Genomic DNA, 23,508 nt, shown 5'->3' with positions numbered 1-23,508 from the left:
CCGCCGCCCTGCGCGTATCTCACAACCAACAGCTACCGGAGCCGTCCGGCGCCTGTCAGCCGAACGACCCCGACATCACCCGATCAAGCTCAGTACCGCCGATCACGGGACAGGGCCGCCATGAGGTGCAGACCGGGCCGGGGCGTCACGCCGGGACGGTGAGCAGCCGCTGACCGTTGCCGGCGTAGATGTCGAAGTGACTGATCATTCCTGGGGACATGGGCACGGTCCCGGAAATCTTGGCGCCACCCGGGTACTCGCCGGCCTGCCAGGTGGCGGCGGTCGCTGTGGTGCCCGTGATCCCGACCGCTTGCAGGCTGCAGGTGATCCCGGTGGGCGCTCCCTTCGCCGAGACCTGCAGGGCGCTGCCCCAGGCGGCGGGCGAGACCTCAACCGAGGCGGACACGCCGGTGGTGGGGTCGGTTCCGGAGAAGGTGCGGACCGGGGAGGGTGACGTCGGTGCGGGCTGGGCCACCTGGCTGCTCGTGGACGCGACGGTGGCCAGCCACGTACCGCCCGACGCTGCCACAGCGATGAGTGTCGCGGCGGTTGCGACCCCGACCAGTTGCCTCCGCACGGCGGTACGACGTCGGGACGCGGCCTGCTGGAGCAGCCGGTCGAGCCGGCTTCGCTCGGTTCGCTGCGGCACGCCCGGCACGGCAGTGGCCGCAGGCTCCGGCTGCGCTTGCTCGCGTGCGGCGGCCCGCTGCACCAACCGGTCGGCCAGTTCCTCGCTGGGCACGGGCGGTGCCTCGCCCGTGGCCTCGGCCTCGGCCTCGCTGACCCTTGCGAGTAGCGCGGGCAGTCCCGCCAGTTCAGCATGCTCGGCCTGGCACTCGGCGCATTCTGCGAGGTGGGCGCGGACCTGCTCCGTCTCTGCCGGGGAGAGCGTTCCCAGCACGTATCCGCCCAGGGACAACCGGATGGCGTCACGGTCGCCGTTCATGGTCCGCACCTCCTCCACGACGCTGTCACGGCTCGAGACCCCGTTCCTGGAGCGCCAGCCGCAGCGCCTTCAAGGCGTAGTACGTGCGCGACTTCACGGTGCCTACCGGAATGCCGAGCACCTCCGCGGCCTCCACCATCGTCCGGCCTCTGTAGTACGTCTCCAGCAGCACGGCCCGGTGTTCCGGGGAGAGGGTCCGGATGGCCTCGGCCACCGCCCAGCTCTGCAGCGTCTGCTCGATTTCGTCTTCTCCGGGCGTCTGCGCCGCGAGCCGTTCCAGCGCCTCCCCGTCGACCTCGGTCGGCCTGGCCCGGCGGGCCCGGTGGGCGTCGATGACCAGGTTCCGGGCGACCGTGCACAGCCACGCCCGGGCCGGTCCGCGCTCGGGGTCGAACGCCGCCGGGTGCTGCCAGGCCCGTAGCAGTGTCTCCTGCACGACATCCTCGGCCCATTGCCAGTCTCCTGAGGTCAGTCGCAGGACGAAGTGGAGCAGCGGCCCGGCGTGCTCCGCGTACAGGGTGCGGAGTAGTTCCTCGTCCGCGCGGGAGATGGTCCCGGTACCAGAGACACGGTCCCCGGAGCGATCCGGCTCACTCGATGGACCGCGGTTCCGAAGACTCCACGGCATAAGTCGATCATCGCATATACCGCTAATCCGTGAAATCTCGCAAAAGGTGCTTACATGCCGAACCGTACAGCCGCCGGTACCCGTGGAACCTGACGAGCACCGATCCTCGGAATCCCCTCCTTCCCCCCATCCCGCAAGGAGTGAGCCGAGATGACCGAGGCGGTTCCGCCGCCCCTCGAGGCGCTTCTCGCCGTCACGAACAGTGACTGCGCCGTCGTAGCCGGTGCTGCCCGCGGGTAGCCACCGGCGGACACATCAAGCGAATGACCGACCCCCGCCCGCCTTCATCGCGGGCTGATCAGTAGAGAGCACACACCCGCACCCATGTACCTGTACTCCCTGGTCCGCAGCGGCCCAAGTGATGCACCCGAGTGGCCCGAGCGTTACGGCCACCTGTTGCCACGGTCCGCCGCCGGTGAGAAGGAGCCACTGAAATGTGTGGAAAGCAGAAGACACTCGCCGTCCTGATCGGGACCGTGCTGGCGGCCGGACTCACCAGCCCGGCCTTCGGTTCCACCGCCATCGACGCTGTGCCACCGACCACGAGCACCGCCGCCAACGCGTCCGGGACGTCGGTCGTGGCGTGGAACCGCGAGCTCATCTCCATCCTGAGCGACCCGAAAGCCCAACCGCCCACCGTCCAGCCCACGCGCAGCTTCGCGCTCCTCCAGGCCGCCGAGTACGACGCGGTGGTGTCGATCACCCGGGCGGACCCCCCGTACGTGTTCTCGGTGCCGGCACCTCAGGGCGCGCGTGCGGACGTCGCGGCGGACCAGGCGGCGCACGATGTGCTGGTTGCCCTGTACCCCACCAAGCGGGCAGGCGTGGACCGGCAGCTGAGCAGCCAGTTGTCGGCGATCGCCGACGGCACCGGCAAGCAGGCGGGCATCGGCGTGGGAGCAGCGGTCGCGCGCCAACTGATCAGTCTGCGCTCCGATGACGGGTCCTCGGCCAAGCCGCCGCGGTTCACTCCCGGCGGCCTGCCCGGCGACTACCGGCCCACGCCGCCTGACTTCCCCACGCCGGTGTTCACCAACTGGGGCTCGGTCAAGCCGTTCGTGATGGCGAGCGGAAGCCAGTTCCGCCCGGCGGCGCCGCCGGCTGTGGGCACCGCCGAGTACGCCGCCGCCCTGAACGAGGTCAAGAGCCTGGGGAGCAAGACCAGTACCACCCGCACTCCCGATCAGACCGCGGCCGCGAAGTTCTGGGCGGCGGCACCCGTCTGGAACGTCTGGAACCAGGTCGCGCAGGGTCTTGTCACCTCCGAGAACGCGAGCCTGGAGAAAGCGGTGAGGGTCTTCGCCCGGCTCGACCTGTCCCTCGCCGACACCGCGATCGCGATGTACGACGCCAAGTACGCCTACCACGTGTGGCGGCCAGTGACCGCGATCCGGCTCGGCGACTCGCACGACAACCCGGGCATCGTCGGCGATCCCAACTGGACCCCCCTCCTGCCGACCGCCCCGGACCCGTCCTACCCCGGCGCTCACGGCGCCCTCAGCCAGGCGGCGGCAACGACGCTCGCCGGAATCTACGGTGCGCAGCACCGGCTCACGGTGACCTCGAAGGGCGTCACCCGAACCTTCACCGGCTTCCAGGACGCCGCCACCGAAGCCTGGCTCAGCCGGGTCTGGTCCGGCCAGCACACCTCCATCGACAACCGGGCTGGCCAGCAACTCGGCATGCAGGTAGCTGAGTTCGTGGCACACGACCTCTGACCGTCCGCGCGACGCCACGGCGCCGAACATCGAGTGCGCTCAGCACGAAGCGCGCCGTGCCGTCGGGGTGTGACCCCGCGGATCAGGGCGCTGGACTCGCCGGAGGCGAAGCGTTCGGGAAGACATGCCGTCCGGGCCGGGCACGCTCACGCTCCGGAGCCGCAGAGGGCGACGGATCGTCGTCGATCGAACGCGTCCGGTCCGGCGTCGGCCGCGCAGGCTGATCCGACGCGCTCGAGGGCCTCGTCCGTACGGGTGACAAACCCCGGTGGGCTGGCGCAAACGGGGTGGTGGACACCGCCGAATTCCTTTGATTCAACTGATCATGACGGTTGATCAGCTACGCTCTCGCCCGCCCGCCCGACCCGTCGAAGCAGAGAGTAACCCGATATGAGCAGTCCCCCTGCCGCCGCCGCGCCCCGCTGGCCGCTGATCCTGCTGCGCATCTCCACCGCCACGCTGGCGCTGTTGTCCCTGCTCCAGGTCATGCTGGCCGGCAGCTTCCTCAACGGCACCTACGAATCCCTCAAGGACCACGAGGGCACCGCGATGACGATCGGCACCGTGGTCGTGCTCCAGCTGGCGGTGGCCGCCCTGGTGTGGCGGCCCGGCCACGGCCCGCTCTGGCCGCTGTGGACCACCGCCGTGCTCGCCGTCGCCGTGGTCGGCCAGATCGTGGTCGGCTACACCCGGGCGATCGGGGTGCACGTCACCCTGGGCGTGCTGCTGGTCAGCGGCATCCTGTTCGGCCTGGTCGGTGCCTGGCGGCTGCCGCTGCCAGCCCGGGAGGCCCTGTCCGAGAGCGGCGCGGACGGCGGTGGGCGGCTGCCGCGCCCCGGCGGTCCGGTGGAGGTGAGCCAGTGAACCGCCGCCGGTTCCTGGGCATCGGCGCCTCGGTCTTCGGCGCGGGCGCGCTGGCCGCCGTCGCCGTCCCCTCGGCGGCCCGGCTGCTCGCCGAGGGCCGCCCCGGGCGGCTGCTCAGCAGCGAGCTCGACCTGCCGGGGCCCTTCCAGGTGCCGCTGCCGGTGCCGGCCGTGCTCCAGCCGGTGCGCACCGACGGCACCAACGACTACTACGAGATCACCCAGAAGGTCGCCGAGCTGGAGATCCTGCCCGGGGTGCGGACCGAGGCCTGGACGTACGGCGGCAGTTACCCCGGGCCGACGGTGGTCACCCGGTCCGGGCGGGCGGCGGTGATCAAGCACCGCAACGAGCTGCCGGTGCCGTCCGTGGTCCACCTGCACGGCGGGCACACCCCGGCCGACAGCGACGGCTACCCGGTGGACCTGCTGCTGCCGGTGGGGGCCTCCGACGCGGCTGCGGCGGGCAGCATGGACGGCATGCCGGGGATGCGGCACGCGACGGGCCGCAACGTGGTCGGCGAGCGGACCCACACCTATCCGTGCAAGCAGCGCGCCGCCACCCTCTGGTACCACGACCACCGCATGGGCTTCACCGGCCCCGGCGTCTGGCGCGGCCTGTCCGGCTTCCACCTGGTCCACGACGACGAGGAGGACGCGCTGCCGCTGCCGCGCGGGGAGCGCGACCTCCCGCTGATGCTCGCCGACCGCTCCTTCGCCGCCGACGGCTCCTTCCGGTACCCGTCCACCGATGCCGCGCTCGCCGTGCCCGGCGTCACCGACGACTACATGAACGGCGTGCTCGGCGACGTCATCCTGGTCAACGGCGCCCCCTGGCCAAGCCTGGACGTCGACCGCGCGCACTACCGGCTGCGGCTGCTCAACGCCTCCAACACCCGGCTCTACCGGCTCGAACTCGACCCCCAGCCCTCCGGCGGCGACGCGCTGGTCCAGATCGGCTCCGACGGCGGCCTGCTCGCCGCCCCGCTCGCCCACGACGCGATCGAGATCGCCCCCGCCGAACGCTTCGACGTGGTGGTCGACTTCTCCCGCTACCAGCCCGGCACCCAGGTGCGACTGCTCAACCGCTTCGGCAGCGGGCGGACGGCCGAGGTGATGCGCTTCGACGTCTCCTCCCGGGCGGTGAGCGACGACGCCACGGTGCCCGACAAGCTGTCCACCGTCGAGGAGTTGGACGCCTCGGCGGCCGTCACCACCCGCGCCTTCAAGTTCCGCCGCAGCCGCGACGACGGCTGGACGATCAACGGCGACCCGTACGAGCCCGGGCGCAACGTCGCCACCCCCGCGCTCGGCAGCGTCGAACGGTGGCGCTTCTCCTCCGACGTGCACCACCCGGTGCACCTCCACCTCGACCACTTCCAGGTGATCGGGCGCAACGGCAAGGACCCCGGCCGGTGGGACGGGGGCTGGAAGGACACCGTCGACCTGCGCCCGGCCGAGGCGGTGGAGGTGCTGGTGCGGTTCACCGACTACGCGGGGACGTACATGATGCACTGCCACAACCTGGAGCACGAGGACATGGCGATGATGGCCGACTTCACCGTGGGATGACCGGGCGGCCTCACCCGATCGGCCGAGTGCCGGAGGTCGCGTGCTGCGCCCTCCGGCACTCTTGTCCTAGCGTCGCGGTCAGGTGTACTCGTTGAAGCTTGCCTGGTGACGGACGGAGCCGCCGCATGACCACCACCGCCGAACGCCGCCGCACCGGTCGGGCCGCGCGCGAGCGCGTCTCCCGCTCCGACCACGGTCGGTGGATCCCGGCCGCGGACCGGCCCGACCCGCTCGGCGTCCTGGAGGCGCAGGGCGCCGACCGGGTCACCCGGCTGCTGCCGATCCGCTACGGGCGGATGGCCGACAGCCCGTTCACCTACCTGCGCGGCGCCGCCGCGGTCATGGCCGCCGACCTCGCGGCCGTCCCGGACACCGGCCTGACCGTCCAACTCTGCGGGGACGCCCACCTGTTGAACTTCGGCGTGTACGCCTCGCCGGAGCGCGCGCTGCTCTTCGACGTCAACGACTTCGACGAGACCTACCCCGGGCCCTTCGAGTGGGACGTCAAGCGCCTGGCCGCCAGCATCGCGGTCGCCGCCCGGGACAACGGCCACGGCGACGAGCGGGCCCGGCGCGCCGCGCTCACCGCCGTCCAGAGCTACGCCACCGCGATGCGCGGGCTGGCCGGGAGGGGCGAACTCGACGTCTGGTACAGCCGGATCGACGCCGCCGAGCTGCTGCCGCTGGTCGGCAGGTCCAAGCGGCGCAGTCAGGCGGAGGCCGAGCTCGCCCACGCCCGGCGCAGCACCAGCCTGCAGGCCTTCGGCAAGCTCACCGAGGAGCGGGACGGGCGGCGGCGGATCATCAGCTCGCCGCCGCTGATCGAGGAGCTGAAGCGGGCCGAACTGCGCGGCATCGTCAAGGTGTTCAGCGACTACCGGGCCGCCCTGGCCGAGGACCGCCGGGTGCTGCTGGACCGCTACCGCTTCGTGGACGCGGCGATGAAGGTGGTCGGCGTCGGCAGTGTCGGCACCCGCTGCTTCATCATCCTGCTGGAGGGCCGGGACAGCCGCGACCCGCTGTTCCTGCAGCTCAAGGAGGCCGGTCGGTCGGTGCTCGAGGACCACCTGCCGCCCACCCGGGTGGACGCCGAGGTCGCCGCCCACCACGGCGGACGCCGGGTGGTCACCGGGCAGCACCTGATGCAGGCCGCCAGCGACATCTTCCTCGGCTGGACCACCGGCCCGGACGGGCGCCACTTCTACGGCCGCCAACTGCGCGACATGAAGGGCTCGGTGGAGGTGGACTCGATGACCCCCTCCGGCCTGCGCGCCTACGCCGACCTGTGCGGGCGCACCCTCGCCCGCGCCCACGCCCGCACCGGCGACCGCCTCGCCATCGCCGGCTACCTGGGCGGCGCCGACACCTTCGCCGAGGCGGTCGCCGACTTCGCGCTGAAGTACGCGGACCGGACGACGGCCGACCACGCGGAGCTGGTCGAGGCCATCGAGACCGGGCGGGTCACCGCGACGCGGGGCGTGTGAGGGCTGGGGTCGACGCGGCGCGCGCGGAGGGCGCCACGAGGTCCGCGAGCCTCTCCAACTGCTCGTATTGGCCCTTGAGTTCCAGCGCGCCGAGCCGGGCGACGACCTGCCGGGCGCCCGCCTCGGTGTAGCGGCGCAGGGTGACGGCGACCTGTTCCGGGGTGCCGAGGGCGATCGCCTGGATGTGCTCCACCTCCTCCAACGGCAGGCCGTAGTTGGACCGGACGTAGGCGTCCATGGTGCGGCGGGCCGCCTCGGGGTCCTCGTCGATCCGGACGTTGACGAAGAGCGCGGGGGTGACGGCCTCCGGGGCGCGCCCGGCCTCGCGGGTGGCCTGCCGGACGGCGGCGAGACCGGTGGCGTAGTCGGCGGGATCGGGCGGGTAGGGCAGCCAGCCGTCGTACCGCCGCCCGGTGCGGGCGAGCGCCGCCGGGGTGGCGCCGCCGAGCCAGATCGGCGGCCCCTGCGGCAGGAACGGCCTCGTGGTGGGCGGGAGTTCGGGGAAGGAGTGGAACTCGCCGTGGAACTCCGTCGCCCCCGCCCACAGGGCCCGCCAGAGGGCGACGGTCTCGTCCAGCCGGGCGAAGCGGCGCTCCCACGGCACCTGGGACAGCTCGTGCAGCGGCCGCCCGAAGTGACCGGGGAAGGCCGCGCCGACCGCGACGGTCAGCCGTCCGCCGGAGAGCTGGTCCACCGAGGCCAGGGTCTGCGCGGTCTGGGCGGCGCAGGACCGGCAGCAGCGCGCCGGTGCCCAGCCGGATCCGCTCGGTCATCGGGGCGACCGCGGCCAGCATGGTGAGCGGCTCGATCCGCGGGGTGAGCAGGGAGTCGTTGACGAACAGCGAGGCGAAGCCCAACTGCTCTGCCCGGCAGGCGAATCCGATTAGGTCGCGGGGATCGCCGACGGGCGCCCACTGGTCCTGCCCGGTGGGGAGGAAAACACCGATGTCCATGCCGTCGATCCTTCTCGTCGCGGTGAATGGACTCAATTCCCCGGGGGGAATGGCGGGTGGCACCGGGCCCGGATAGAAATGGGGCGTGGACTTCCCCCGGGCGCTGCGCGAGCGCCGTACCGGCAGCCGGATCAGTCAGCTCGACCTCGCCACCCGAGCGGGCACCACCCAGCGGCACCTCAGCTTCATCGAGTCCGGCCGCTCGGTGCCCGGGCGGGGCATGGTCGTACGCCTCGCCGAGTCACTCGACCTGCCGCTGCGGGAACGCAACGAGCTGCTGCTGGCGGCCGGTTACGCCCCCGTCTACCCGGAGACGCCACTGGACGGGCCGCAACTGGCGCCGGTCCGGGCGGCGATCGACCACATCCTGGCCGGCCACCTGCCGTACCCCGCCGTGGTGGTGGACCGGCGCGGCGACGTGGTCGCGGCCAACGAGGCACTGGACGTGATCACCGAGGGCGCCGACCCGCGCCTGGTCGGGCCCGGCACCAACGCCTACCGGCTCGCCCTGCACCCGGACGGCCTCGCGCCGCGCATCCTCAACTTCGCCGCCTGGGCCCGGCACATCGTCGAGCGCACCCGCCATCTCGGCGAACTGCACGAGGAGTTGAGGTCATACGTGCCCGAAACGGCGGTGGGGGAACAGCACTTGGGCTTCGCGGTGCCGCTGGAGCTGCGGACCGCGCTCGGCGAGCTGCACTTGATGACCACGGTGACCACCTTCGCCACCGCCGTCGACGTGACGCTCGCCGAGCTGAAGTTGGAGGCCTTCCTGCCCGCCGACGCCCGGACCGCGGAGCTGCTGGTCAGAGCCCGGGGAACTGGTAGTCGGCGGTGATCCGCCCATCGGCGTCCAGGACGACGAACTCCACACCGCCGCCCACCGCCTCACCGCCGCCGGCCGGCACCATCTCCCAGGTGAAGCGGACCGCGTCGCGCAGCCGTACGGCGTCCGGCCGGGCCCGGAAGGTGAACTCCCCGGGCGCCACGAACTCCTGGTACGCGCGGGCGACGCGGGACTCCAGCTCCCGGTAGCCGCGCGCTTCGAGCACCGGCTCCGGGAAGCCCACCCGGGCGGCCTCCTCGCGGATCCCCTCCGGCGGGTGGACGAGGTGCACGCCGTCCTCGGTCCACAGCCGCTCGATCGCCTTCCGCCGCTCATCGGCGTCGGGCTCGGTCCACAAGGCGGCGTAACGGTCGGCGAGTAGCTGGGCGCTGCTGGTCATGGCCGGCTCCTTCACGGGTTCGGTCGGTCACTGTGCGCCCCATCCTCGAATCGGCGCCGCGACCGGACAATTCCCGCCGGGGAATGGCCGTCGCTCCCGGGTGGAACGCGTACGGCGTCCGTGGGAACGTCGAGAGCGGGGGAGTCCTTGGCCGCTGCCCGCAGGAGGTGGACGTCATGAGCGCCGAGGTCAACAAGCAGATCGTGGACGGCTTCGACGCCCTGGTCCGGGCCGGGGACGTCAGCCGGCTGGACGAGTTCTGCACACCGGACCTGGTCAACCACGCCCTCGCCCCCGGCCGGCCCGCCGGCCTCGCCGGCATCCGGGAGTTCCTGACCACGACGGCCCGGCAGTTCGAGGACGACCACTGGCGCAGCTGCCGCACCGTCGCCGAGGACGACCTGGTCGTCCAGTTCGGCCTGCGAGCCGGCCACTGGGCGGGCGGCGATTTCCTCGGCTTCCCCACCCACAGCGGGGACTACGCCCGGGACGTCGCCTTCGCGTACCGGCTGAGGGAAGGCCGGATCGCTGAGCGCTGGGCGATCCGCGACGACCTCACCATGATCCGGCAGCTCGGCGGCATCCGGCTGTGAGCCGGGATCGCGCTCCGGGCGGCCGGTGGGCTGCCGCAGCCTCCGTCTCCGAAGCACCCCGTTTTTCGCTTGCCCGGGCGGGCGTGGTGCCGTTGGGTTGGCGGCATGAACGAACTGCGCACCGACCGCTTGCTGATCCGCCGCTGGCGGGAGGCCGACCTCGAACCCTGGGCCGCGATGAACGCCGACCCGGAGATCCGCGAGCACCTCGGCGGCATCCTCACCCGCGAGCAGAGCGACGCCTCGGTGGCGCGGTACGAGGCGGTGATCGAGAAGCGCGGGTACGGGTGGCTGGCCGTCGAGGTGCGGGACAGCGGCGAGTTCGTCGGTTTCGTCGGCCTGGACGACGTCGAGGAGCAGGACCTGGTCGGCGGGGTCGAGATCGGCTGGCGTCTGGCGCGCTCCGCCTGGGGCCACGGCTACGCGACGGAGGCGGCCCGCGCCGTCCTCGCGTACGGCTTCGACACGCTCGACCTCTCCGAGGTCCTCGCCCTCACCGCCGCCGCCAACCTGCGCTCCCAGGCCGTGATGCGGCGCCTCGGGATGTCGCATGACCCGGCCGAGGACTTCGACGACGCCGAGGGGGATCGCAATGTGGTGTTCCGTCTGCGGCGGGAGGACCGGGCCTGAGTCGTCAGGGGCCGGTGCCGATCGTGTCAGTGGTCCGTGCAAGGGTGACCGCATGCTGTCGATCACGGTGCGGACGAACGACACGCGGCACCTGAGGGTGACCGCGGAGGAACTGGCCGGGCTGGTCCGGCGCATCGGCGCGGGGGCCGACTCCTTCCTCGTCGTGCAGCGGATACCGGACCTGCCGGACGTGTACATCCAGATGTGTCACAAGGACGGCGGCGACTACACGCTGGAGCACCGCGACGGCTCCGCCGCCCGGCACTTCGAGGTGCGGGTGGACGGGCCGGAGCCGATGGTCGCGGCGATGACGGGGTGGGCGCGCCAGGAGCCGGGCTGGGGTGACGGCCTGGACTGGGCGCCGCTCGACTTCGGGCCGCCGGAGCCCGTGCCCGCCCTGGTGCTGGAGGCGGACGAGCGGCGGGAGTTGGAGGACCAGCTGCGGCTGACCCTGGCCTGCGGCTACACCGACCGCGCCCGGCTCGCCGAGCAGGCGGAGGAGCACCTGGTGTCGGGCGAGCGCCGCCCGGTCTCCCGGGCGCAGGCCGAGCAGCTCGCCGACCGGCTGTGGCTGGAGCGGGTCGGCGAGCAGAGCGGCTGGATCGGCGAGACGGATCCGGAGCGCCTCGCCCGTGCCTTCGCCGCCCTGGAGGAGACCGGCATCACCGCGCGGGAGCACTTCACCTGCTGCCGCTCCTGCGGCCAGGCCGAGATCGGCGCGGAGGGGGAGCCGGAGGCCCGGGGTTTCGTCTACTTCCACCTCCAGTGCACCGAGTCCGCTGCCGTCGGGCACGGCCTCTCGCTGCTCTACGGCGGCTTCGACGGTTCGGCGGCGACCACCAAGGCGGTCGGCGAGGAGGTGGTCGCCGCCCTCACGGCCGTCGGCCTGCCGACGGTGTGGAGCGGCGACCCGTCCGACGCGGTCGAGATACGCCCGCTGCTGTGGCGTCGCCGCCTGGTGGGGTGAAGCCTGGACGGCCGGGGCATTAGGGTCGGCGGCGTGTTCGGGGGAGGAGTGGGTCTCGTGCTGGAGCCGGGGCAGGTGCCGCGGAGCAACGCCCGGCAGCTGTGGCGGGAGTTGCCGAGGGGCGTACGGCGGCAGGTGATCGCGGCGGACCGGAAGGCCGGCGGCCAACTTGGTGCGGACGGAGCCGAGGTTCGCGGTGAGTGATGACGTGGTGTCGGTGATCCCGACCGACCCGCAGTGGCAGCCGGAGCCGGCCGCCGCGGAGCGGGCCGTGGCGGTGGTCGCGGAGCTGCTCCGGGAGGACGACGGCGCCGAGGTGGAGGTGACCCGGCACGAGCGGACGGCGGTGGTCGACTGCGGGGAGAACCTGGAGCGGATCGGCTGCCCGCACTGCGGCGGCTCGGTTGCCCCGAGCTGGTGGGGCAACCTGCTGGAGGAGCACGCCGAGGAAGGCTTCGCGACGCTCGCTGTGACGGCACCGTGCTGCGGCGCCGAAACGATGTTGGACGTGCTGGAGTACGACTGGCCGTGCGGCTTCGCCCGGTTCGAGATCGAGGTGTGGAACCCGGAGTGCCTCTGGTTCGCCGAGCCGGAGTTGGCGGCGATCGGCGCCGCGCTCGGTCACCCGGTCCGGCAGATCAGGGCGCACCTGTGAGCACGGCGCGCACGATCAGCTCGCCGGCGTAGCTCTCGCAGCGGACGGTGCCGTCGGGGAAGTCGAGTTCCAGCGCCATGCGCCCGGTCGTCGGCTCGTGCTCCTCGCGGGCGGCGAGGACGGGCCGGCCGAGGTGGCGGGCGAAGGCCGTTTCGGCATCGGCCGGTCCGACCTCGATGCGGCCCCATTCGCCCATGTCGTAGCCCTCGTACGGCGCGGAGGCCTCGACCTCCAGGCACCAGTCCGTCCCGCTGGCGAGCCGGGTGGCCTCGCCCCGGTCGTCGATGAGCCAGAGGTCGGCCGGGATCGGGTCCAGCCGGCCCTCGTACACGTGCCAGGCGGCGACGATCCGGGTCAGCGTGCGGCCGACCAGGGCCGCCGGGTCGAGACCGGGGCCGTGCGCCCGGCAGGCGGGGAGGGGTGTTGTCACCCCGGGACCGTACCCGAGCCCCCGGGCGGCCGGGCCGCTTACGGCACGAGCAACCGCAGTGCCTCCCGTACCACGGTGACCTCGACCGGCAGGGCCGCGATGAACTCGCCGTCGGCGTAGGCGGTGATGCCCGGGGACTCGATCCGCAGGGACTCCGTGCGCAGGGTGGTGACCTCCGGGTGGCTGATGTGGGTGCCCTTGAAGAGGGTGGGGAAGAAGCGGGCGATCCGCAGTCGGGGCATGGCGTCGACCAGGGTGACGTCGAGCAGGCCGTCGTCCGGGAGGGCGGAGGGGCAGATCAGCATGCCGCCGCCGTAGCTGCGGGTGTTGCCGACGGCGGCCAGCGTCAGGTCGCGTTCGATGACGGTGCCGTCGGCGAGGGTGATCCGGAACGGCAGCGGGCGCAGGTTGGCGAACTCGGCGAGGATGGCGAGGTTGTAGCGCATCCGGCCGCGCGGCCAGCGCAGCCGGTTGGCGCGGTCGCTGACCAGCGAGTCGAAACCGGTGGCGAGGACGGAGCCGTACCAGCGGACGGTGTCGTCCGGGCCGGTGATCCGGCCGAGGTCGACGCCGCGCACCCGACCGGCGACGACGACGTCGGCGGCGGCCTCGGGGGCGGCGATCGGCAGGCCGTACTCGCGGGCGTGGTCGTTGCCGGTGCCGGCCGGTATCACGCCGAGCGGGACGGGGGTGCCGGCCAGGGCCTGGAGGGCGAGGTTGACCATGCCGTCGCCGCCGACCACGACCAGCGCGTCCACGCCGCCCGCCGCGGCCTCGCGGGCCAGGCGGACGGCGTCCTCGGCGGAGCGCCCGGCCTGCGGTTCGACCTCGACGCCGAGGGCGCGCAGGCGGGCGACGGCCCGGCGGGCGGCGGGTTCGGCGTGGCCGATGCCCGCCGCCGGGTTGGTGAGAACGGCGACCCTGCGGACGGTTCTCATGCCGGTCACGGGATCAGCTTGCCCGGGTTGAGGATGCCCGCCGGGTCGAGTTCGGCCTTGACGGCGCGCAGGATGCGCACGCCCAGGTCACCGATCTCCTCGGTCATCCAGGGCCGGTGGTCGGCGCCGACCGCGTGGTGGTGGGTGATGGTGCCGCCCGCGCCGAGGATGGCGTCCCCGGCGGCGCGCTTGGCGACGCCCCAGCGGCTGAGCGGGTCCTCGCCGAGGGCGGCGACGACGGTGAAGTAGAGCGAGGCGCCGGTCGGGTAGACGTGCGAGATGTGGCAGAGCACGAGCGCGCCGGGCAGGGCCCCGGTGAGCGCCTCGGTGACGGCCGTCCGGAGCCGGGCCAACCCGCTCCAGCCGGCCGCCGTCTCCAGGGTCTCGCACAGCGCGCCCGCGCTGAGCAGGGAGTCGCGCAGGTACGGGGCGTTGAACCGGCCGTGCTCCCAGGCCCGGGCGGGTTCCTCGCCGAGCGAGGTGCCGCCGGCGGCGAGCAGGACCTCGCGGGTGAGCTGCCGGCGGGTGGCGACCTGGGCGGCGTCGCCCTCGAAGACGGTGACGGCCAGGCAGCCGCTGACCGTCGGGGCGTCGCCGATCTGCTCGGTCATGGCGAGGTTGACCATGGTCTCGGCCTCGTCGGAGAGCCGGATCACGGTCGGGCCGGTGCCCTGCTGCTCGACGGCGCGCAGCGCGGCCGTGCCGGTGGCGAAGTCGGGGAAGCTCCACGCCTCGTACGCCTTGACGGCGGGCAGCGGGTGCACGCGCAGCCGCACGGCGGTGATCACGCCGAGGGCGCCCTCGGAGCCGAGGAAGAGCTGGCGCAGGTCGGGGCCCGCGGCGGAGGCGGGGGCGCGGCCGAGGTCCAGCACACCGACGGGGGTGATCACGCGCAGGCCGCGGACCATCTCGTCGAAGCGCCCGTACCCGGCGGAGTCCTGGCCGGAGGAGCGGGTGGCCGCGAAGCCGCCGATGGTGGCGTAGCGGAAGCTCTGCGGGTAGTGGCCGAGTTCCCAGCCGCGCTCGGCGAGCAGGGCTTCGGCGGCCGGGCCGGTGAGGCCGGCGCCGAGGACGGCCTCGCCGGAGGTCTCGTCCAGGTCGATCAGCTGGTCGAAGCGGCGCAGGTCGAGCGAGACGACGGCCTGGAGGGCACCGCGCTCGGGGTCGAGGCCGCCGACCACGCTGGTGCCGCCGCCGAACGGGACGACGGCGATACGGCGTTCGGCGCAGACGGCCAGGACGGCGGCGATCTCCTGCTCGCTGCCGGGCACCACCACGGCGTCGGGGGCGTCCTGCGGTTCGCGGCTGCGGCGGCGCAGCAGGTCGGGGGTGGACTTGCCGCCGGCGCGCGGCAGACGGTCGGCGTCGGCGGCGCTGACGTGCGCCTCGCCGACGGCGGCGGCCAGCGCCTTGAGGTCCTCGGCGGTGATCCGGGAGGGACGCAGTACGACCTCCTCGGCGCTGGGACCGGGGGCGGCGTCGCCGGTGACCCCGAGGGCGGCGGCGAGCAGTCCCTTGATGTCCGCGGACAGCTCCTTGGCGAGGGCCGGGTCGCCCCAGGCGTCCCACTTCATCGGGGGGAGCGGCAGCGCGGCGTTCGCCGGTCCCGCTTGCGTCTCAGGTGCCATGCGTTACAGTTTCACACATCATGTCAAGTAGTAACGTCGAGCCCGCCGAGGCCCAGCAACCCCGCAGCACCGACGACGCGATCCTGGACGCCGCCGCCGACCTGATCGTCCATTTCGGCGCCCGCCGGACCCAGCTGGCGGAGATCGCGCGCCGCGCCGGGGTCAGCCGCCCGACCGTCTACCGGCGCTGGCCGGACGTCCGGGCAGTGATCGGGGCGCTGCTCACCCGGGAGATCCTGGCCACCCTGGAGGGCGCCGCGCTGGACGTCCACGACCGGGAGACGCTGGTGGAGCGGGTGGTCGAGGTCTCCGTCCGGCTGCGCGACCACCCGGTGCTCGGCGCCCTGCTCCACTCCGACGACTCCGACCTGCTGCTCCAGTACGTGGTCGAGCGGCTCGGCGCCAGCCAGCGCGGCCTGCTGGAGGCGCTGCGCACCGGCATCGAGCAGGGGCAGGCCGGCGGCTCGATCCGGGCCGGTGAGCCGACCGAACTGGCGGCCATGGTCCTGCTGATCGCCCAGTCCACCGTCCAGTCGCACCGCATGGTCGCCTCCCTGCTGCCCGAGGCGGCCTGGCGGCGTGAACTGGCCAGAGCACTGAACGGATACCTCGCGCCATGACGCCCACCGCCGGTTCCCACCCCGGTTCGTCCGCCGGCCCCTCGGCCGGTCCCTCCGTCGGCCCCTTCGCCGGAACCAGCCGACTCAACGCCGCCCGCCGGACGTTCGAGCTCGAAGCGCTCGCCGACGACCCGCGCATCGACCTGCTGGTGATCGGCGGCGGCGTCACCGGCGCCGGGGCGGCCCTGGACGCCGCCTCGCGCGGCCTGCGCACGGTGCTGGTCGAGGCCCGTGACCTCGCCTTCGGCACGAGCCGCTGGAGCTCCAAGCTGGTGCACGGCGGCCTGCGCTACCTCGCCTCCGGTCGGGTCAAGGTGGCTCGGGAGAGTGCGGTCGAGCGCGGCGTGCTGATGACCCGCACCGCCCCGCACCTGGTCCACGCCCTGCCTCAACTCGTGCCGCTGCTCCCGGACTTGCTGCGCCCCGGCCAGGCCTCGCTGATCCGTGCGGGCTTCCACGCCGGCGACGCGCTGCGGCTCAGCGCCGGCACGCCGGGCGCCCTGCTGCCCCGGGTGCGCCGGGTCGACGCGGCCCGCACCCGCCGGCTGGTGCCGGGCGTGCGGACGGCCGGCCTGCGCGGGGCGCTGGTCGCGCACGACGGCCAACTCGTGGACGACGCACGGCTGGTGGTCGCCCTGGCGCGCACCGCCGCGCAGTACGGCGCGAGCGTGCTGACCAGGGTGCGGGCCGAGTCCGTCACCGGGACCTCGGCCCGGCTGGTGGACACGCTGACCGGCCAGACGCTGACCGTCACCGCGGGCGCGGTCATCAACGCCACCGGGGTGTGGGCGGGCGAGGTGGACACCTCGATCAAGCTGCGGCCCAGCCGGGGTACCCATCTGCTGGTGGACGCCGCGGCCCTGGGGCACCCGACCGCCGCGCTCACCGTGCCGGTGCCCGGCTCCATCAGCCGTTTCGTCTTCGCCCTGCCGCAGCAGCTCGGCCGGGTCGCGATCGGCCTGACCGACGAGGACGCCCCGGGCTCGATCCCGGACGAGCCGCAGCCCACCGAGGCCGAGCTGACCTTCCTCCTCGACACCGTCAACGCGGCCCTTGCCACCGAGCTGACCAGGCAGGACGTGCTCGGGGCCTACGCCGGGCTGCGCCCGCTGATCGACACCGGGGGCGGGAACACCGCCGACATCTCCCGGGAGCACGCGGTGCTGGAGTCCCCGTCCGGGGTGGTCACCGTGGTCGGCGGCAAGCTCACCACCTACCGGCGGATGGCCGAGGACGCGGTGGACGCCGCCGTCCGGCTGCGCGGCCTGCCCGCCCGCACCTGCTGGACGGCCCGCCTGCCGCTGGTCGGCGCCCCCGGCCACCGCGACAGCCGCCCGGTCCCGGCCGCCCCGGTGCCCGCCTCGCTGCTCGCCCGGTACGGCGGCGCGGCCCACGAGGTGCTGGCAGCGGGGGAGTCGGCGCCGGTGGCGGACGACCTGGACGTGACCCGCGCCGAGATCGCCTACGCCGTGACCCACGAGGGCGCGCTCGACGCGGCCGACGTCCTCGACCGCCGGACCCGCATCGGCCTGGTGAAGGCGGACGCCGAGCGGGCCCGGAAGGCGGTCGAGGAGATCGTCGCGGAGGCCGCCTCGGAGACCGCTCCGCAGTAGCGGCGACGCCGACGGCCGGTACGGCTGGTCCGCCGTACCGGCCTGGCAGTCGTCCTCGGGCGCGGCCTGCCGCTACTGGGCCTTGGCCGGCGCCTGCAGGTTCCAGAGCCGCCCGTCGGGGTCGCGGACGGTCATCAGCCTGGTCCCGAAGTGGGTGTCCTCGAACGGCGTCACCACCTCCACGCCCTCACCGGGCTGGAACGCGTCGGCGTCGGCGACCTTCAGCACCAGCTGGAGCGGCGTCTCCCGGTCTGCGGGGACCTCGGCGATGAAGACGGTCGGGCCCTCGCCGTTGCGCAGCTGGCCGGAGTTGTGATCGGTCTCGAACTCCAGCTGGTAGCCGAGGCTCTGGAAGAACTTCGCGGACTTGCCCCAGTTGTGGGTCTCGATGAACACGGCTTCGATGCCTTCGGTCGTCATCTCAGTCCTCCTGGACGGATTCGTCGAACGGTTGCTCGTGCTGGGCGGTGGGGGCTTCGAGATAGGCGCGCAGCGCCTCGGCGACCAGCGCCGAGAGCGACAGCTCCGACTCGATGGCGCGGAACTTGACCTGCTTGATCAGGCCGACCGGCAGGTACACGTTGAACTGCTTCACATCGTCGTCTCCCACAGCAAGGATGCTAGCAGGCTAGATTGCTAGCAAGATAGCCCCGTGAGTGCGCGAGAGCCCGCCGGTCGGGCAACCGGCGGGCTCGGTCGGGGCTCGTTCGGAGCGCGGTCCGGGCTCAGCGGGCCCGGGGGAAGGGGGCGAGGTCCGGCTCGACCCAGCCGGTGCGCGCCCGCTCGTCGGCCAGGGTCTCGGGCCGGTAGTGGCGGGTGAGCAGGTCCCGGTCGAGCAGCTCGGGGTGGCGGGCGGCGAACTCGTCGAAGTCGCCCGCGCCGTCGGCGTGCTGGGCCACCAGCTCGACCCAGGCCCGGGTCATGGTGACGTGGAACTTCTGCGGCGCCCCGGCCTTGGTGGCGGTGCGCCGGATGCCCTCGCCGATCAGGTCGAGCGCGGCGGTGGCGCCGTGGCGGCGGACGGCGAGCCAGGTGAGCCGGACGTGCTGGCGGTGGCCGAAGCGCTCGGCGTCGGCCATCACCTCGCGCAGCAGCTCGTCGAAGGCGTCGAAGGCGTCGGGGGCGGTGGGGGAGGTCATGTGGAGGCCTTCGGGCAGGGGCGGAAGCGGACGGAGGATTGTAGGTTTTCTGGCTTTTCGTCCGCAAACCACCCCTGCGGGCGGCTTCAGCGCGCGGTGCGCTCCGGCATCGGCTGCTCGCCGCCCGCGACCGCCAGCACGCAGCCGAGCGGGTGGTCCGCCCGGCCCGTGCGGTCGAGGGTGACGGCGAGCGGCTGCGGCGGCTCCTCGGGCAGCTGGCCGGAGAGCGTCAGCGGGTAGCTGCCGTGGCCGTGGACACGGTGGAAGGCGCACTCCTTGCCGTCCACCAGTAGCTCGGTCTCGGTGATCCAGCCGGAGCGGACGTTGACGGTGACGGAGTGCCCGGCCCGGTCGACGTGGAAGCTGTACCGCTGGCGCATGGGAACCTCCCGCGAGGGCCTCGCATCAGGGCGAGTCCGCCGAGGCGAACAGAGCGGCCAGAGCCAGTCTAGGGCGGCCGTGGCCCGGGGTGCGCTGCGGATCATCATCGACGACGTGGGGTGAGGCCGCGGTTCCCGTTCCCGTCCCTGAGAAATCCCCGGGGCGGGGCCCGTCTGCAGGCGGATTCTCGCGATCTCTACAGTGTTGTAGATTCGTCCGCAGGGAGAGATCCGAGGAGGGCATTGTGGGAGTTTCGCTGGCCAAGGGCGGCAACGTCTCGCTGAGCAAGGAGGCGCCGGGTCTGAGCGCCGTGATCGTGGGTCTCGGCTGGGACGTGCGCACCACCACCGGGGCCGACTACGACCTGGACGCCAGTGCGCTGCTGTGCAACGCGCTCGGCAAGGTGGTCTCGGACCAGCACTTCGTCTTCTTCAACAACCTGCGCAGCCCCGAGGGTTCGGTCGAGCACAGCGGCGACAACCTGACCGGTGGCGGCGACGGCGACGACGAGCAGATCAAGGTCGACCTGTCGCGGGTGCCGGCGGACGTCGCCAAGGTCGTCTTCCCGGTGTCGATCTACGACGCCGACGCCCGGCTGCAGAACTTCGGCCAGGTCCGCAACGCCTTCATCCGGATCGTCAACCAGGCCAACGGCCAGGAGATCGCCCGCTACGACCTCAGTGAGGACGCCTCGACCGAGACCGCGATGGTCTTCGGCGAGCTGTACCGCAACGGCGCCGAGTGGAAGTTCCGCGCCATAGGCCAGGGCTACGCCTCCGGCCTGCGCGGCATCGCCACCGACTACGGCGTGAACGTCTGATCCACGCAGTGATCTGACGGGGGGTTCGGCGGTCGTCCGGCCGAGCCGGTCCGCCCAGGTGGACCGGCTCAGTCGGTCCGTCCGAGGGCGTGGCCGCCGAAACCCCCGCTGCCGGTGAGCTGGTCCCGCCACCAGGCGGTCATCGCCGGCTCGTCCATGGTCGACCAGTCCGGGGCCTCGGCGACCTGTGCCCGGCCGAGCGTGCGGCCCAGGTCCACCAACGCCAGCCCGGCCGCGCTGGTTTCACGGTCGTACTCTGCCAGCAGGGACGACCAGGACCTGTCGTCGAGCCGTCGCCCGGCCTGCTCGAAGGCGTGCGCGTCCTGCAGTGCCTTCACCGCGCCGCTGGTGTTGTGCGGGCGGACGATGGTCGCCGCGTCCCCGCCGATGAGCAGCCGGCCGGCCGTACGGCGCGGGGTCGCAAGGTCGTAGACGGGCTGCAGCAGGGTCCGTTCGCGCGGAGTCAGCGCGACCACGCCGGCCCAGTACGGCGGCAGGTGCCGCCATGCGAACCGCCGGAGCCCGTCCAGCTGTCCGTCGGTGAGGGAGCCCGCCGCGACGGCGGCCGGGCCGTCCAGGCGCAGCCAGTCCGGGGTGGGCGTGTAGAAGACCCAGTTCACCTGTGTGCTCCCGGGGGCGAGTCCGGGGATGCGGTAGATCACGACCTGGCCGCCGCGGTAGCAGACGGTGATGCACTCCTCCTCGGGCCAGACCGAGGCCCCGCCGGGCAGTTCGGCCAGCAGCGCGCAGTCGTAGCTGCCGCGCCAGCACACGTACCCGGCATATTCGGGCACGGCCTGCGGGCAGACCGCGGCGCGGACCACCGACCGGTAACCGTCCGCACCGATCACCAGGTCGTACGGCGTACGGGCGCCGTCCGCCGATTCGACCCACCCGCCGCCGTGGTCGCCGCCGACCGCCGCGACGGTGGTGTCCAGCCGGTACTCCACCGTGTCGGGTGTCCGTTCCCGCAGGGCCTGCCAGAGCACGGCCCAGTGGTGGGAGTGGAACGGGAACGGCTGGGCCCAGAGCAGCCGCCCGCGCCCGTCCGGGCCGTCGCCCCCGCCGGCCGGCTCCCGGGTGACCCAGCTGCGCACGGTGAGGCGGTGGCGGCGGGTGTCCGGGGCGAGGTGTCCGGCGTCGACCAGTTCGGCGAAGCGGTCGTTGTGGGTGCAGATTCCCAGGCCGCGGTCCTCCAGTCGGCCGGGGCTGCGCTCCAGCACCACGACCCGTTCCGCGCCCAGCCGGGCGGCGGCGCCGGCGAACGCGCTTCCGGCGATGCTGCCCCCGACCACGGCCACCGAGCCACCCCGCACGGTCGCCCCCTCTCACGAGTCCCGCGACGTCGGAACACGACGATACGCCGCCCGGCGGGGCGCGGGGGCGGTACGGCTCCTCCCGCGCTTCCTCCCGTGCTTTCCCCGCGCCCGGCTATGCAACTAGTTGCATAGCGCCTCGACCGTCCCCTACCCTGCGGTAACAATTCCCACCGGCCGCCCCCTCAGGAGACGTCGATGAGCTCCACGCCCGGCAGCAGCAGCTACCCGCACCTGCTCAGCCCGCTCGACCTCGGCTTCACCACCCTGCCCAACCGCGTGATCATGGGCTCGATGCACGTCGGCCTGGAGGAGGCCCCCGGCGGCTACGAGCGGATGGCCGCCTTCTATGCCGAGCGCGCCCGAGGCGGCGTCGGCCTGATCGTCACCGGTGGCATCGCCCCCAACGAGGCCGGGCGCCCCTGGGAGGGCGGCGCGATGCTGACCACCGAGGAGGAGGCCGACAGGCACCGGGTGGTCACCGACGCCGTGCACGCGGCCGGCGGGCGGATAGCCCTGCAGATCCTGCACTTCGGCCGCTACGCCTACCACCGCGACCTGGTCGCCCCCAGTGCCCTGCAGGCCCCGATCAGCCCCTTCGTGCCCAACGAGCTCACCGCCGAGCAGGTCGAGCAGACCGTCGAGGACTTCGCCCGCTGCGCCGAGCTCGCCCGCCGGGCCGGCTACGACGGCGTCGAGATCATGGGCTCCGAGGGTTACCTGATCAACGAGTTCATCGTCGCTGCCACCAACCGCCGCGAGGACGAGTGGGGCGGCCCGTACGAGCGCCGGATGCGCTTCCCGGTGGAGATCGTCCGCCGGGTCCGCGAGCGGGTCGGCGAGGACTTCATCATCGTCTACCGGCTCTCCATGCTCGACCTGGTACCCGGCGGCTCCACCCTGGACGAGGTGGTCCAGCTCGCCCAGGCCGTCGAGGCGGCCGGCGCGACCATCATCAACACCGGCATCGGCTGGCACGAGGCCCGCATCCCCACCATCGCGACCTCCGTGCCGCGCGGCGCCTTCGCCTGGGTCACCAAGCGGGTCATGGGCAAGGTCGGCATCCCGCTGGTCACCACCAACCGCATCAACACCCCCGAGATCGCGGAGCAGTTGCTCGCCGACGGCTGCGCCGACCTGGTCTCGATGGCCCGTCCGCTGCTCGCCGACGCCGAGTTCGTCAACAAGGCGCAGGGCGGCCGCGCCGACTCCATCAACACCTGCATCGGCTGCAACCAGGCCTGCCTGGACCACACCTTCAGCCTCCAGATCACGTCCTGCCTGGTCAACCCGCGCGCCTGCCACGAGACCGAACTCGTGCTCTCGCCCACCAAGCTGCGCAAGCGCATCGGCGTAGTCGGGGCCGGACCGGCCGGGCTCGCGTTCGCCGTCTCCGCCGCCGAACGCGGCCACGACGTCACCCTGTTCGACGCCGCCGACGCGATCGGCGGGCAGCTGAACATCGCCCGGCGAATCCCCGGCAAGGAGGAGTTCGACGAGACGCTGCGCTACTACCGCACCCGGCTGGCCGAGTTGGCCGTCACCCAGCGCCTCGGCGCCGTCGTGACCGCCGAGCAGCTCACCGCCGAGGGCTTCGACGAGATCGTCCTCGCGACCGGCGTCACGCCCCGAACCCCCGTCGACATCCCGGGAATCGACCACCCCAGCGTGCTCGGCTACCTGGACGTGCTGCGCGACGGCGCGGCCGTCGGCGAGCGGGTCGCCATCCTCGGCGCGGGCGGGATCGGCTTCGACGTGGCCGAGTTCCTCACCGACCAGGGCGACCAGGCCAGCCTCAACCCGCCGGTGTTCCAGGCCAAGTGGGGCATCGACCCGGGGTACCACGAGCGCGGCGGACTGCGCGCCCCCGAGCGGCCGAAGCCCCCGCGCAGCGTCCACCTGCTGCAGCGCAAGACCACCAAGGTCGGCGCCGGGCTCGGCAAGACCACCGGCTGGATCCACCGCACCGAGCTCAAGCACCGCGGTGTCACCATGGTCGCCGGCGCCGGCTACGACCTGATCGACGACGCCGGGCTGCACTTCACCGTGGACGGCGAGCGCCAACTCCTGCCCGTGGACACCGTGGTGCTGTGCACCGGCCAGGAGCCGCGCCGCGACCTGTACGAGGCGCTGCGCGAGCGCGGCGTGGCGGCGCACCTGATCGGCGGCGCCGACGTGGCCGCCGAGCTGGACGCCAAGCGGGCGATCAAGCAGGGCACCGAGCTGGCCGCGAGCATCTGACCCCAGGTGGCCGGGCCACCACTCGGCGTGCCGGGGACGCAGCGCACCACCCCCCCCGCCCCCCCCCCCCCCCCCCCCCCCCCCCCCAACCCCCCCCCCCCCCCCCCCCCCCCCCCCCCCCCTGAGACCCGTGTCCCTTCCCCCCCCCCC

The 23,508-nt window shown here is 73.1% G+C and carries 24 protein-coding genes and 1 pseudogene; 13 read left to right on the top strand and 12 right to left on the bottom strand.

From position 1 onward, the window contains the following. Positions 1-145 precede the first annotated feature (145 nt). Both ACFQ87_RS07710 and ACFQ87_RS07705 read right to left on the bottom strand, forming a co-directional pair. Positions 146-946: an anti-sigma factor family protein gene (locus ACFQ87_RS07710; RefSeq protein ID WP_380609667.1), complete on the bottom strand. Its 801-nt coding sequence runs from the start codon at positions 944-946 to the stop codon at positions 146-148. Between the two features lie 25 nt (positions 947-971). After that, positions 972-1,574 (bottom strand): sigma-70 family RNA polymerase sigma factor, encoded by a 603-nt coding sequence (locus tag ACFQ87_RS07705; protein WP_380609666.1) that lies wholly within the window; start codon positions 1,572-1,574, stop codon positions 972-974. Between the two features lie 434 nt (positions 1,575-2,008). On the opposite strand from ACFQ87_RS07705, the gene ACFQ87_RS07700 reads away from it, so the two are divergent. The 4 genes from ACFQ87_RS07700 (at position 2,009) to ACFQ87_RS07685 (ending at position 7,208) form a co-directional block, all read left to right on the top strand. Further along, positions 2,009-3,292, top strand: coding sequence for a vanadium-dependent haloperoxidase (locus tag ACFQ87_RS07700; protein ID WP_380609665.1), 1,284 nt, complete (start codon positions 2,009-2,011; stop codon positions 3,290-3,292). A 390-nt stretch (positions 3,293-3,682) separates the two neighbouring features. Next, a complete protein-coding gene (locus tag ACFQ87_RS07695; protein ID WP_380609664.1) occupies positions 3,683-4,156 on the top strand; it encodes a hypothetical protein in 474 nt (157 codons plus the stop codon). Continuing rightward, entirely contained in the window at positions 4,153-5,724 is a 1,572-nt protein-coding gene (locus ACFQ87_RS07690) for a multicopper oxidase family protein (RefSeq protein WP_380609663.1), read from the top strand. Before ACFQ87_RS07695 ends, ACFQ87_RS07690 begins: the two co-directional genes overlap by 4 nt. 125 nt (positions 5,725-5,849) lie before the next feature. Then, positions 5,850-7,208: a DUF2252 domain-containing protein gene (locus ACFQ87_RS07685; protein WP_380609662.1), complete on the top strand. Its 1,359-nt coding sequence runs from the start codon at positions 5,850-5,852 to the stop codon at positions 7,206-7,208. Here ACFQ87_RS07685 and ACFQ87_RS07680 read toward each other — a convergent pair. Next, positions 7,186-8,161 (bottom strand): annotated as a pseudogene (locus ACFQ87_RS07680) (LLM class flavin-dependent oxidoreductase). The gene ACFQ87_RS07685 and the pseudogene ACFQ87_RS07680 overlap by 23 nt on opposite strands. An 85-nt stretch (positions 8,162-8,246) precedes the next feature. Here ACFQ87_RS07680 and ACFQ87_RS07675 point away from each other — a divergent pair. Further along, on the top strand, positions 8,247-8,999 hold the full coding sequence (locus ACFQ87_RS07675; RefSeq protein ID WP_380609661.1) for a helix-turn-helix domain-containing protein: 753 nt from the start codon (positions 8,247-8,249) through the stop codon (positions 8,997-8,999). On the opposite strand, the gene ACFQ87_RS07670 is transcribed toward ACFQ87_RS07675, so the two are convergent. Next, positions 8,968-9,387 (bottom strand): hypothetical protein, encoded by a 420-nt coding sequence (locus tag ACFQ87_RS07670; RefSeq protein ID WP_380609660.1) that lies wholly within the window; start codon positions 9,385-9,387, stop codon positions 8,968-8,970. The genes ACFQ87_RS07675 and ACFQ87_RS07670 overlap by 32 nt on opposite strands. 176 nt (positions 9,388-9,563) lie before the next feature. Here ACFQ87_RS07670 and ACFQ87_RS07665 point away from each other — a divergent pair, with 176 nt between their 5' ends. From ACFQ87_RS07665 to ACFQ87_RS07650, 4 genes are all read left to right on the top strand, one after another. Further along, the gene (locus ACFQ87_RS07665) at positions 9,564-9,980 is read left to right on the top strand and encodes an ester cyclase (RefSeq protein ID WP_380609659.1); all 417 of its coding nucleotides are present in this window, start codon (positions 9,564-9,566) and stop codon (positions 9,978-9,980) included. 105 nt (positions 9,981-10,085) lie between these two features. Next, positions 10,086-10,610, top strand: coding sequence for a GNAT family N-acetyltransferase (locus ACFQ87_RS07660; RefSeq protein WP_380609658.1), 525 nt, complete (start codon positions 10,086-10,088; stop codon positions 10,608-10,610). Between the two features lie 52 nt (positions 10,611-10,662). Further along, on the top strand, positions 10,663-11,577 hold the full coding sequence (locus ACFQ87_RS07655; RefSeq protein ID WP_380609657.1) for a DUF6891 domain-containing protein: 915 nt from the start codon (positions 10,663-10,665) through the stop codon (positions 11,575-11,577). A gap of 196 nt (positions 11,578-11,773) precedes the next feature. Then, entirely contained in the window at positions 11,774-12,232 is a 459-nt protein-coding gene (locus ACFQ87_RS07650; protein WP_380609656.1) for a hypothetical protein, read from the top strand. On the opposite strand, the gene ACFQ87_RS07645 is transcribed toward ACFQ87_RS07650, so the two are convergent. From ACFQ87_RS07645 to ACFQ87_RS07635, 3 genes are read right to left on the bottom strand one after another with little or no spacing between them, the layout of a single operon-like run. Next, positions 12,216-12,662, bottom strand: coding sequence for a hypothetical protein (locus ACFQ87_RS07645; RefSeq protein ID WP_380609655.1), 447 nt, complete (start codon positions 12,660-12,662; stop codon positions 12,216-12,218). The two genes, ACFQ87_RS07650 and ACFQ87_RS07645, sit on opposite strands and share 17 nt — an antisense overlap. 38 nt (positions 12,663-12,700) lie before the next feature. After that, positions 12,701-13,600, bottom strand: a complete 900-nt coding sequence (locus tag ACFQ87_RS07640) for a diacylglycerol kinase (RefSeq protein ID WP_380609692.1) — start codon at positions 13,598-13,600, stop codon at positions 12,701-12,703. 5 nt (positions 13,601-13,605) lie between these two features. Then, positions 13,606-15,228: an FAD-binding oxidoreductase gene (locus ACFQ87_RS07635; protein ID WP_380609654.1), complete on the bottom strand. Its 1,623-nt coding sequence runs from the start codon at positions 15,226-15,228 to the stop codon at positions 13,606-13,608. 20 nt (positions 15,229-15,248) lie between these two features. On the opposite strand from ACFQ87_RS07635, the gene ACFQ87_RS07630 reads away from it, so the two are divergent. Continuing rightward, positions 15,249-15,848 carry a TetR/AcrR family transcriptional regulator gene (locus ACFQ87_RS07630; protein ID WP_380609653.1) on the top strand — a complete coding sequence of 200 codons (600 nt, stop codon included), beginning with the start codon at positions 15,249-15,251 and terminating at the stop codon, positions 15,846-15,848. Beyond that, the gene (locus ACFQ87_RS07625) at positions 15,845-17,461 is read left to right on the top strand and encodes a glycerol-3-phosphate dehydrogenase/oxidase (protein WP_380609652.1); all 1,617 of its coding nucleotides are present in this window, start codon (positions 15,845-15,847) and stop codon (positions 17,459-17,461) included. The genes ACFQ87_RS07630 and ACFQ87_RS07625 overlap by 4 nt, the downstream gene beginning before the upstream one ends. A 72-nt stretch (positions 17,462-17,533) precedes the next feature. On the opposite strand, the gene ACFQ87_RS07620 is transcribed toward ACFQ87_RS07625, so the two are convergent. The 4 genes from ACFQ87_RS07620 to ACFQ87_RS07605 all read right to left on the bottom strand — a co-directional run bounded on the left by ACFQ87_RS07620 (position 17,534) and on the right by ACFQ87_RS07605 (position 18,980). Then, positions 17,534-17,881, bottom strand: coding sequence for a VOC family protein (locus ACFQ87_RS07620; RefSeq protein ID WP_380609651.1), 348 nt, complete (start codon positions 17,879-17,881; stop codon positions 17,534-17,536). Position 17,882: 1 nt separating this feature from the next. Beyond that, a complete protein-coding gene (locus ACFQ87_RS07615; protein WP_380609650.1) occupies positions 17,883-18,071 on the bottom strand; it encodes a CopG family transcriptional regulator in 189 nt (62 codons plus the stop codon). Between the two features lie 115 nt (positions 18,072-18,186). After that, positions 18,187-18,600 carry a hypothetical protein gene (locus ACFQ87_RS07610; RefSeq protein ID WP_380609649.1) on the bottom strand — a complete coding sequence of 138 codons (414 nt, stop codon included), beginning with the start codon at positions 18,598-18,600 and terminating at the stop codon, positions 18,187-18,189. An 86-nt stretch (positions 18,601-18,686) separates the two neighbouring features. Beyond that, on the bottom strand, positions 18,687-18,980 hold the full coding sequence (locus ACFQ87_RS07605) for a hypothetical protein (RefSeq protein WP_380609648.1): 294 nt from the start codon (positions 18,978-18,980) through the stop codon (positions 18,687-18,689). Between the two features lie 245 nt (positions 18,981-19,225). Between ACFQ87_RS07605 and ACFQ87_RS07600 the strand changes: the two genes are divergently transcribed. Beyond that, complete coding sequence (locus ACFQ87_RS07600; protein WP_380609647.1) at positions 19,226-19,801, top strand: TerD family protein; 576 nt, start codon at positions 19,226-19,228, stop codon at positions 19,799-19,801. A gap of 68 nt (positions 19,802-19,869) precedes the next feature. On the opposite strand, the gene ACFQ87_RS07595 is transcribed toward ACFQ87_RS07600, so the two are convergent. Then, complete coding sequence (locus ACFQ87_RS07595) at positions 19,870-21,102, bottom strand: monooxygenase (RefSeq protein ID WP_380609646.1); 1,233 nt, start codon at positions 21,100-21,102, stop codon at positions 19,870-19,872. A gap of 213 nt (positions 21,103-21,315) precedes the next feature. Between ACFQ87_RS07595 and ACFQ87_RS07590 the strand changes: the two genes are divergently transcribed. Continuing rightward, the gene (locus ACFQ87_RS07590) at positions 21,316-23,358 is read left to right on the top strand and encodes an FAD-dependent oxidoreductase (RefSeq protein ID WP_380609645.1); all 2,043 of its coding nucleotides are present in this window, start codon (positions 21,316-21,318) and stop codon (positions 23,356-23,358) included. Positions 23,359-23,508: the final 150 nt, after the last annotated feature.

Source organism: Kitasatospora sp. NPDC056531 (genome assembly GCF_042794375.1).
Classification (GTDB): Bacteria; Actinomycetota; Actinomycetes; order Streptomycetales; family Streptomycetaceae; genus Kitasatospora.
Note: the sequence above shows the minus strand (reverse complement) of the source record. Positions and strands in the feature narration are given on the sequence as shown.

What these genes read in the sequence shown, in the direction of transcription:
- ACFQ87_RS07620 (WP_380609651.1), bottom strand. Translation starts at nt 17,881, where the DNA reads ATGACGACCGAAGGCATCGAAGCCGTGTTCATCGAGACCCACAACTGG.
- ACFQ87_RS07635 (WP_380609654.1), bottom strand. Translation starts at nt 15,228, where the DNA reads ATGGCACCTGAGACGCAAGCGGGACCGGCGAACGCCGCGCTGCCGCTC.
- ACFQ87_RS07700 (WP_380609665.1), top strand. Translation starts at nt 2,009, where the DNA reads ATGTGTGGAAAGCAGAAGACACTCGCCGTCCTGATCGGGACCGTGCTG.
- ACFQ87_RS07665 (WP_380609659.1), top strand. Translation starts at nt 9,564, where the DNA reads ATGAGCGCCGAGGTCAACAAGCAGATCGTGGACGGCTTCGACGCCCTG.
- ACFQ87_RS07655 (WP_380609657.1), top strand. Translation starts at nt 10,663, where the DNA reads ATGCTGTCGATCACGGTGCGGACGAACGACACGCGGCACCTGAGGGTG.
- ACFQ87_RS07630 (WP_380609653.1), top strand. Translation starts at nt 15,249, where the DNA reads ATGTCAAGTAGTAACGTCGAGCCCGCCGAGGCCCAGCAACCCCGCAGC.
- ACFQ87_RS07640 (WP_380609692.1), bottom strand. Translation starts at nt 13,600, where the DNA reads ATGAGAACCGTCCGCAGGGTCGCCGTTCTCACCAACCCGGCGGCGGGC.
- ACFQ87_RS07660 (WP_380609658.1), top strand. Translation starts at nt 10,086, where the DNA reads ATGAACGAACTGCGCACCGACCGCTTGCTGATCCGCCGCTGGCGGGAG.
- ACFQ87_RS07685 (WP_380609662.1), top strand. Translation starts at nt 5,850, where the DNA reads ATGACCACCACCGCCGAACGCCGCCGCACCGGTCGGGCCGCGCGCGAG.
- ACFQ87_RS07625 (WP_380609652.1), top strand. Translation starts at nt 15,845, where the DNA reads ATGACGCCCACCGCCGGTTCCCACCCCGGTTCGTCCGCCGGCCCCTCG.
- ACFQ87_RS07695 (WP_380609664.1), top strand. Translation starts at nt 3,683, where the DNA reads ATGAGCAGTCCCCCTGCCGCCGCCGCGCCCCGCTGGCCGCTGATCCTG.
- ACFQ87_RS07605 (WP_380609648.1), bottom strand. Translation starts at nt 18,980, where the DNA reads ATGCGCCAGCGGTACAGCTTCCACGTCGACCGGGCCGGGCACTCCGTC.
- ACFQ87_RS07590 (WP_380609645.1), top strand. Translation starts at nt 21,316, where the DNA reads ATGAGCTCCACGCCCGGCAGCAGCAGCTACCCGCACCTGCTCAGCCCG.
- ACFQ87_RS07670 (WP_380609660.1), bottom strand. Translation starts at nt 9,387, where the DNA reads ATGACCAGCAGCGCCCAGCTACTCGCCGACCGTTACGCCGCCTTGTGG.
- ACFQ87_RS07705 (WP_380609666.1), bottom strand. Translation starts at nt 1,574, where the DNA reads ATGCCGTGGAGTCTTCGGAACCGCGGTCCATCGAGTGAGCCGGATCGC.
- ACFQ87_RS07710 (WP_380609667.1), bottom strand. Translation starts at nt 946, where the DNA reads ATGAACGGCGACCGTGACGCCATCCGGTTGTCCCTGGGCGGATACGTG.
- ACFQ87_RS07610 (WP_380609649.1), bottom strand. Translation starts at nt 18,600, where the DNA reads ATGACCTCCCCCACCGCCCCCGACGCCTTCGACGCCTTCGACGAGCTG.